General features: G+C 62.4%; 7 protein-coding genes and 1 pseudogene. 4 read left to right on the forward strand and 4 right to left on the reverse strand.

The features are described 5' to 3' along the window. The 4 genes from WCA85_RS34975 to WCA85_RS34990 all read right to left on the reverse strand — a co-directional run. Positions 1-1,037, reverse strand: a 1,037-nt coding sequence (locus WCA85_RS34975; protein WP_424070317.1) for a type VI secretion system protein, incomplete at its 3' end; no start/stop codon positions are given. Next, a complete protein-coding gene (locus WCA85_RS34980; RefSeq protein WP_424070319.1) occupies positions 1,034-2,017 on the reverse strand; it encodes a DotU family type IV/VI secretion system protein in 984 nt (327 codons plus the stop codon). The genes WCA85_RS34975 and WCA85_RS34980, both read right to left, overlap by 4 nt. Beyond that, positions 2,010-3,383, reverse strand: a complete 1,374-nt coding sequence (gene tssK, locus WCA85_RS34985) for a type VI secretion system baseplate subunit TssK (protein ID WP_424070321.1) — start codon at positions 3,381-3,383, stop codon at positions 2,010-2,012. The genes WCA85_RS34980 and tssK overlap by 8 nt, the downstream gene beginning before the upstream one ends. 124 nt (positions 3,384-3,507) lie before the next feature. Next, positions 3,508-3,996, reverse strand: a complete 489-nt coding sequence (locus WCA85_RS34990; RefSeq protein ID WP_424070323.1) for a hypothetical protein — start codon at positions 3,994-3,996, stop codon at positions 3,508-3,510. Positions 3,997-4,493: 497 nt separating this feature from the next. Between WCA85_RS34990 and tssB the strand changes: the two genes are divergently transcribed. From tssB to WCA85_RS35010, 4 genes and pseudogenes are all read left to right on the forward strand, one after another. Then, entirely contained in the window at positions 4,494-5,195 is a 702-nt protein-coding gene (gene tssB / locus WCA85_RS34995; RefSeq protein WP_424070325.1) for a type VI secretion system contractile sheath small subunit, read from the forward strand. 26 nt (positions 5,196-5,221) lie between these two features. Next, positions 5,222-6,700, forward strand: a complete 1,479-nt coding sequence (gene tssC, locus WCA85_RS35000; protein ID WP_424070327.1) for a type VI secretion system contractile sheath large subunit — start codon at positions 5,222-5,224, stop codon at positions 6,698-6,700. 90 nt (positions 6,701-6,790) lie between these two features. Continuing rightward, a complete protein-coding gene (locus WCA85_RS35005) occupies positions 6,791-7,294 on the forward strand; it encodes an Hcp family type VI secretion system effector (protein WP_424070329.1) in 504 nt (167 codons plus the stop codon). A 52-nt stretch (positions 7,295-7,346) separates the two neighbouring features. Next, positions 7,347-7,565 (forward strand): annotated as a pseudogene (locus WCA85_RS35010) (hypothetical protein); the annotation flags it as partial.

Here is a 7,565-nt window from a genome sequence, read left to right on the forward strand (position 1 = left end):
CGCAGGGCCAGCACGCGCGGCATCGGTAGCGCGAGTCCCTGGCCGCTCAGCAGCACGTCGTGCCAAAGCCGCCCGGCGAAAGTCGGTGCGTTCACGCGCAAGACCGGCCCGCTGCCCGACTCTTCCGCAGGGACCCGCTCAGGCACCTCGCCGATGCAATAGACGCCGCGCAACAGCGGCGCGGTGCCGTCCGTCGCGCCGCGCAGGACCAGATCCACGCGTTCGCGCAATGGCACACGCAAGCGGTCGAGGCGCTGGGGCAAAAGAAACAGCGCGTCGCCAACGCTACCGTTAAGCGTACCGAGTTCGACGATGGTTTCTGCCAGCGCCGCACGCATCGACGCAAACGCTTCGTCGAGCCACGCGTCTTCGTAGGTACGCCGTGACGCATACGGCGACGCCCAGCCGAGCGTCGCGCCGCTAGCGGCGCTTTGCAGGCCGTCGGCGAGATCGTCGAAACCTGGCAGCGCATTGCAGTTGCTAATCACGATATAGAGCGGCAGCATCAAGCCGATTTGCCGCTGTAGCGCGATGAGCTTGCGCGACGACTCCAGCGCGACCGCACTCATCTCATGTGGCTCGCCATCTTCCGTGACTAGCGCGTCGGCGGGGATGACCCAGACGATTGCATCGAGCGGACGCCCTGCCCTGTTACGCAGCAAGGCGCGCAGCAGCCTGCGCGATGCACCGAGACGCCGATCCACCGCTGACATCGCGAACACGTCGTTTGGCTCGGCGATCACCAGTCCTTCAGCGTCGTTCCAGATTCGCCCAAACCACGCCGGTTCGCCCACCGGTGTCAGGCGCCAGCCGCGACACAGCGCATCAATGGCGGCCGGCGCACCGGTGGCGAGAACGCGTGGCACGGAGTAGGGATCATTCACGCTCATGCGGACGTGAGCCGCACGCATCGTTGCGGCAAAGCTGCGCAATGGCCGCTCGTCCTGACGCATACGCCAGAACCGCAGCGCAACGGCGAACACAAGCCCGACCAGCAGCAACGCAATCAGGACGAGGAGGATCGTGATCAACGTCACGGCTGGCTCCCACGTGCATCCGCGGCGGTACGCAGGAAACCCGTAGTCGTATCCACCGCTGGCACCGCTGGCACCGCTGGCACCTCTGTCAGCGTATTGCGTTGAGGCAGCGCTGGTGGATCAGTCACCGCTGGCTGCGGACGCGGTTTGACTGGCACCCGTAAGACCGCGCCAGAAATACTCTTGTTGCTGGCCGGGGTGGGTGTCGCGTCAGCCAGCGCAATGGCCTGAAACTGTATCACCGAAGGGCGTACACCGGCCGTCGCAAGCGACCACAGCAGATGCGACAGGCCGAGCAGGACAAACACCCCAACGCCGAGTAGCGCGACGAAACGCGCGTTGTCCGGAAACATTTTGGTAAGCGAAACAGTTCGGCGCGGCATCAGCGCCACGCGTTCAAGCGGTTCAGTCAAATGGGCCGGTTCCGCATCGCGTTGCATGGCGAACGCAAACAGCGCATGGCGCAGTTGATCGTGCCGCAGCGAGCCAGCCTGGCCGCGCAACCGCCCCCTGAAACCAAGGATCAGACACGCCAGATACACATTGGCCAGATCGCGTTGCGATGGATCACGCTCTACCAGTAGCGCTTCCATCGCATCCGGCAATCGTTCGCCCGCCGAGCGTGTGCCGAACACCCGCACCTCGAGTGGTTTTGCCTCCCATGCAGCGTGGCCGGGCCAGTCGGAAAACAGCAGCAGTTCGTCGAGCAGCGCGACGAACGCATACTGGGCTGCGGCGATATCGGTCTCGCCTGCCGCGCCCGTCCACGCCATGGCTTCACGCGCCAGCCGGCGAGTCACCGAGGCCAGTTGCGCCGCCACCCTGTCGGTCACGCTTTCGGTCTGCGCAAGCACCTCCTGGGGTGCCTCGCTGGCGCGATTCAGTACGTCGCGCGTTTCCATCGCGCGGCGGAATGCGTCAACAAACGCCCGTGTGAGCGGTGCGCGTTCGTCACCGGAGAGGTTTGCGTAGTCACTCATCGGTGCTACGCGCCACTTCGCCGGATGGATCGTTGGCTTCGCCGGCGGGCGTAAACAGCTGTACCGCCCACGGCGCGGCGCCACGCACACCCGCACCCACATCGATATGCAAGGGCTGAGTTGTATCGAACCAGTTATCGTCGAGCGCGATCACGAACATCGCGGTATCGTCGCCCGCGCTGTAGGCAGCCCGCTCGTCGCGCGACAACCGCCGCCGTGCAAGTCCGCGCATCCGTTGGCGCGACAGCGTCGGCAAATGCTCGCGCGAAGCAATCGCTGTCTGCTCCAGCCAGGCACTCGCGTCGTGTTCGGCGGCATCGCCCGGCATGCGCAAACCGATCACCAGTTCGCCCGGTGCGGCTGCACCTGCGTCTGCTGGCAGATCGATCCAGAAGCCGCCCGCGCCAGCGGTGAACTGGCGCACGCGATAGCCCTGGCGCACCGTCGAGAGCGCCGCGTCAATCCATTCGAGCAGCGGTTCAAATGACGCCAGCAACTCCGAATAGTCGAACGGCGCAAAGGTCGGCACACCACGGGTTGGCCGCAGGCTCGAAAGACCTCCCGCCATGCCGGCGAGGATGCGGTAAAGATCAAGCGGATGCACGGCGCGCGAATGCAGCGCGGCTTCGATTTCTGGCAAGCGCATCCACAACGCTGCGAGTTGCCGCTCGATCTGTCCCGCGTCGTCGCGCTCGCCGGCGCGGCGTGCCGCATCGAGGCGGCCGGAGAGGAATACGCACTTCTCCCGCGCGCGCATTGCGATGCGCATGATACGCATCCCAAGCGGCGATTCCGGCCCGACGAACGGACATGGCGGCACATACTCGGTGAGCGCCACGCCGCCGCCCTGCTGTCTCAACTGCATCAATGGCAAACGTTCGTATTCCTGATTGCCCAGATCGGTCATCAGATGCAGGCTAGGCCGCCATGTGGTGATCGCTGCGGGTTCGGTGCCGGTCGTCAGATCGGGCACCCCTTGCGTTTGATGCTGGCGGTAACGGGCCCCACGTTGATCGATCTGGCCACCGCGGTATAGCGGCGGCACAGCCAGATACACAGTAACGACCTGATCCGGTGAACTGAATGCCTGACGCACGTCGATCTGCAACACCGGATCGTCGGCAGCATGACGGATCGGCAAACCGTCAGACAGGATCGCGTCAAGCCGGGTGATGCGCACCAGGCCTTCGGCAAGCCCTGCCTCTTCCTGTTCCAGTGTCAGCACGCCCCAGTAGTGCGGCCTGGCCGCGCCGGCCAGCAGCGCCGCATGTCCGGCCGCGTACAGCGCCTGGGTCTGGAAATGCTGCGGCAGCAAGGGCATGCCTTCAAACCAGCAAATCGTATCCGGAAACAGATTGCGCATCATGGTTGAACACTAGCCCCCTGGTTACCGCCTGCCGTCGCGGCACGGATACGCCCGCTAAGATTCAATCGCCGCCGTGTCGCCGTCACATCGCAGCCGTCGATGTCGTCGAAGTTCATGGTGGGCTCTAACGGGCGACCAACTGCAGATCCTGGTCACCCAGTTGCAGCAGTGGCTTCGCCGGTCCGCCATCGAGCCGCACCCGGTGGGCGCCGGCGGTCTGGTAATCGGCGAACACCAGCACTCCAGCCGCGCGCTGCCCATCAAAGGCGAACGGGGAGTCGGAGATCTGCTGGCCGGGCACGAGTTCGTACGAGATGACGCTCAGATCTTTGGGGTAGTCGCGACGCAGCTGGTCGCGCTGTGCAAACCATTTGGCCGACGGCAAGCCGAGCAACGTGTCGAGCAATTGAGGATTGCGCACCAATACCGCATCCACCGCAATGGGCGTATCGAGGTTTGCCTGCGCCGTCACTGCGATCGCCAGCGAGTCGACCTTGACGCGCGGCAACGACGCCGAACAACCCGCGACGCACAGCATGGCCACAAGCGGCATCGACCACAGCCGAGGCGTCCGGCAACGCTGGCCAGCGGCAAGACGCAAAGCATTTATCACGTCGATATCCCCTTTCCCCTCGTCTCCGGTCGCGCTGGCTGGCAAGCTCGCCGTGTTTAAAACGGCCTCGCGAAGCGCTATCGTCCTCGCATGTTTTTTGCGCGCCAGGCATCTCCCAGTTTTCAGGCGCGTTCTCACGGAACACGTTCCGCGGCGAGCGTAGTCTACAAAAGGCGCCGTGTACACCGAAATTGCGGCTTCACTGGGTCGTGACTCTGCCATGAAACGGTCACGATGGGCGAGTTCTACTTCTCGCTCGATGCTTCCGCGCAAACGTTAAAATTTTTGTTTGAATTTCGCTGAAGACTATCGTAGAGTATTTTTGTCTGAGTTTTTTGCGGCGAGTGGAATTTTTTTCGGATTCCTCTCGACGTAGCTTTCCGGGGTTCGGTGCGCCTTGTGAGATCGAAGGGTTAATGCCCCTCCGCTGGTGCCTTGCACTCGCTATTTCTGGTGGAATCACGCAGTGCGGCGCGATCGCGTTTTCGATTGCCCGAGTGGATGCGCTCGTCCAGGCGCAGGCGCTCACGCAGCTTGATATCGAAAGCAGGGTTTATCGCGCGAGAAACAAAAGAAGCGGTGCATGCACCGCGCTATTAACGCGTCATAAGAACCAATATCGAGGAGCGACCATGGCCGACAGTACCCAACACTGGTTCGAGAGGAACCGCCCGCCGCGCGTCCAGATCACCTACGACGTCGAAACCGGCAACGCAATCGAGAAAAAAGAGCTGCCGCTGGTAGTCGGTATTCTGGCCGACCTGTCGGGCCAGCCCGAAGCGCCGCTGGCGAAGCTTTCGGAGCGCCGCTTCGTCGACATCGATCGCGACAATTTCAACGACGTGATGAATTCGATCGGACCACGCGTGTCCCTGCAGGTCGACAATACGCTGGCGGGCGACGGTAGCAAGCTGAACCTCGCGCTCAGGTTCCAGCATATCGACGACTTCGACCCGGTGCAGATCGTCCAGCAGATCGCGCCGCTCAAGCAACTCTACGATGCGCGGCTGCGCCTGCGCGACCTGCTTACCAAGCTCGACGGCAACGATGAGCTCGACAAACTGCTGCAGGACGTGGTGCATAACACGCAGGGGCTGACTGAAATCAAGTCAGCTCATCCGCAGGACGGTGTCGTCGCGCAACTGCCCGCCCCGGCAGAGCCGACTGATCCCGCAGGCGACGCGCCCGCAAGCGCCTGAGCCACGCACGCCTCAAGGAGACACTGATGTCAGATATACAAACCACGGCTGCGCCTGCGCAGACCGAAACCCTTACGTTGCTCGACCGTATCGTTCACGACGGCCGCATGGCTCACGACGACGAGCAGCAGCAGCACGCCCGCGAACTGCTCGCCGAGTTCGCGCTGCAGGTGCTCGACAAGAACATGACGGTCAGCCGCGACACCGTCGCGATGATCAACGATCACATCCGCAAGATCGACGAACTGATTAGCGAGCAGCTCAATCAGGTCCTGCACCATGCGGACATGCAGTCGCTTGAAGCATCGTGGCGCGGCATTCATTTCCTCGTGAAGAACAGTGAGACCGGCACGCGCCTGAAGCTGCGCCTGCTGAACGTGTCGAAGAAAGACCTGCAGAACGATCTGGAAAAGGCCATCGACGTCGACACCAGTGCGCTCTTCAAGAAGGTCTACGAAGAAGAATACGGCACCTTTGGCGGCCATCCGTTCAGCGTGCTGGTTGGCGACTACTATTTCAGCCGCCAGACTCCCGACATCAGTTTGCTCGAGAAGATCGCCGCGGTTGCGGCGGCGGCCCACGCCCCCTTCATATCGGCTGCGCATCCCCAGCTGTTCGACATGGGCAGTTTCACTGAACTGAGCGTGCCGCGCGATCTGTCGAAGGTGTTTGAGACGATCGACATGCACCGCTGGCGCGAATTCCGCAAGAGCGAAGATTCGCGCTACGTAGCGCTGGTATTGCCGCATATATTGATGCGCCGTCCTTATCATCCGGACAGTAATCCGGTGGAAGGCATGAGTTTTGTCGAGGACGTCGACGGCACCGAACATTCAAAGTATCTGTGGGGCAATGCGGCCTATGCCTTGGGCCAGCGCATCACCAACGCCTACGCGCAGTTCAGCTGGTGCGCCGCAATCCGCGGCGTGGAAGGCGGCGGCGCGGTCGAGAAACTGCCCGACCACATCTTCCAGACGGCCTCCGGTGACAAGGCGATGAAGTGCCCGACCGAGATCGCGATCACAGACCGGCGCGAAAAAGAGCTTGATTCGCTCGGTTTTATCGCGCTGTGCCACAAGAAGAGCGAGGGACTGGCGGTCTTCTTCGGCGGCCAGACCGCCAACAAACCCGTGGCCTACAACACCAATGAGGCCACCGCTAACGCCCGTATTTCGGCCATGCTCCCTTATGTGCTTGCCGCGTCGCGGTTCGCGCATTACCTCAAGGTGATCATGCGCGACAAGGTCGGCAGCTTCATGACGCGGGACAACGTGCGCTCCTACCTGAACACCTGGATCGCCGATTACGTGCTGCTCAACGACAATGCGCCGCAGGAAATCAAGGCGCAGTATCCGTTGCGCGAAGCGCGTATTGATGTGACGGAGATCGCCGGCAAACCTGGAGCCTACAAGGCGACGGTATTTTTGCGGCCGCACTTCCAGCTCGAAGAGCTTACCGCTTCGATCAGGCTGGTCGCAGCGCTGCCACCATCCGCCGCAGCCTGATTCCTGCCGGCCCTGTAGCACCCACTGCCATCCTCGCGGCGCGGCCATTCCGGCACGCGCCGCTTCAACACGTTTCAGGAGCGCTCAGTCATGGATTCGATCATTCTCGATCTCGGCGACGACATTAAAGGCGAATGCACCATTGAAGGCTATACCGACAAGATCGAAGTGATGTCGTATAGCCATAACGTGGCGATGCAGGTCACCAACGACGTCAGTAACTCGGAACGCACCTCGGGCAAACCGCATGTCGGCGAATTCACCCTCACGAAGTTCGTCGACGTGTCTACACCGACCCTGAACGAATACTGCTGCGCCGGCAAGGCGTTGGCGACGGCAACCGTGATCGTGGGCCGTAATGCCGCCGAAGAGGACGGCAAGATCATGCCGTTTATCACCTACACACTCAGCAATGTCGTGCTGAGTAACGTCAGCGTGTCGGGCGGCGCTGGCGGTAAACCGGTCGAAACACTGTCGCTGAACTTCACGAAGATCAAGTGGGAACTGACGGCGCAAAAGGACGATGGTGCGAAAGAAGGAACCGCTGCCTCGACCTGGGATCTCGCCGCCAACAAGCTGGCCAAGGCGGCCTAGGCCTTGACACACTCATCCGCCAGCTGCCTGCTCGCCCCCACTGCGAGGCCTCATGTCGCCCATTGACGCCTTCGCCGCCCCAACGCCGCTTTTTGAGCGGCTCGAAGACGATGCCCCGTTTGTGCTCGCCGAAACGCCTGCGCAACGCTCGCTCACGCGTGATGGGCTACGTGCTTCGGTGCGCGCCGAACTGATACGGCTGCTCAACACGCGGCGCGGGCGCACTGGCGCGCGCCGGCCGCTCGATGTGCTCGATTACGGCTTGCAGGAC

The sequence above is a fragment of the Paraburkholderia sp. genome (assembly GCF_049581445.1).
GTDB lineage: Bacteria > Pseudomonadota > Gammaproteobacteria > Burkholderiales > Burkholderiaceae > Paraburkholderia.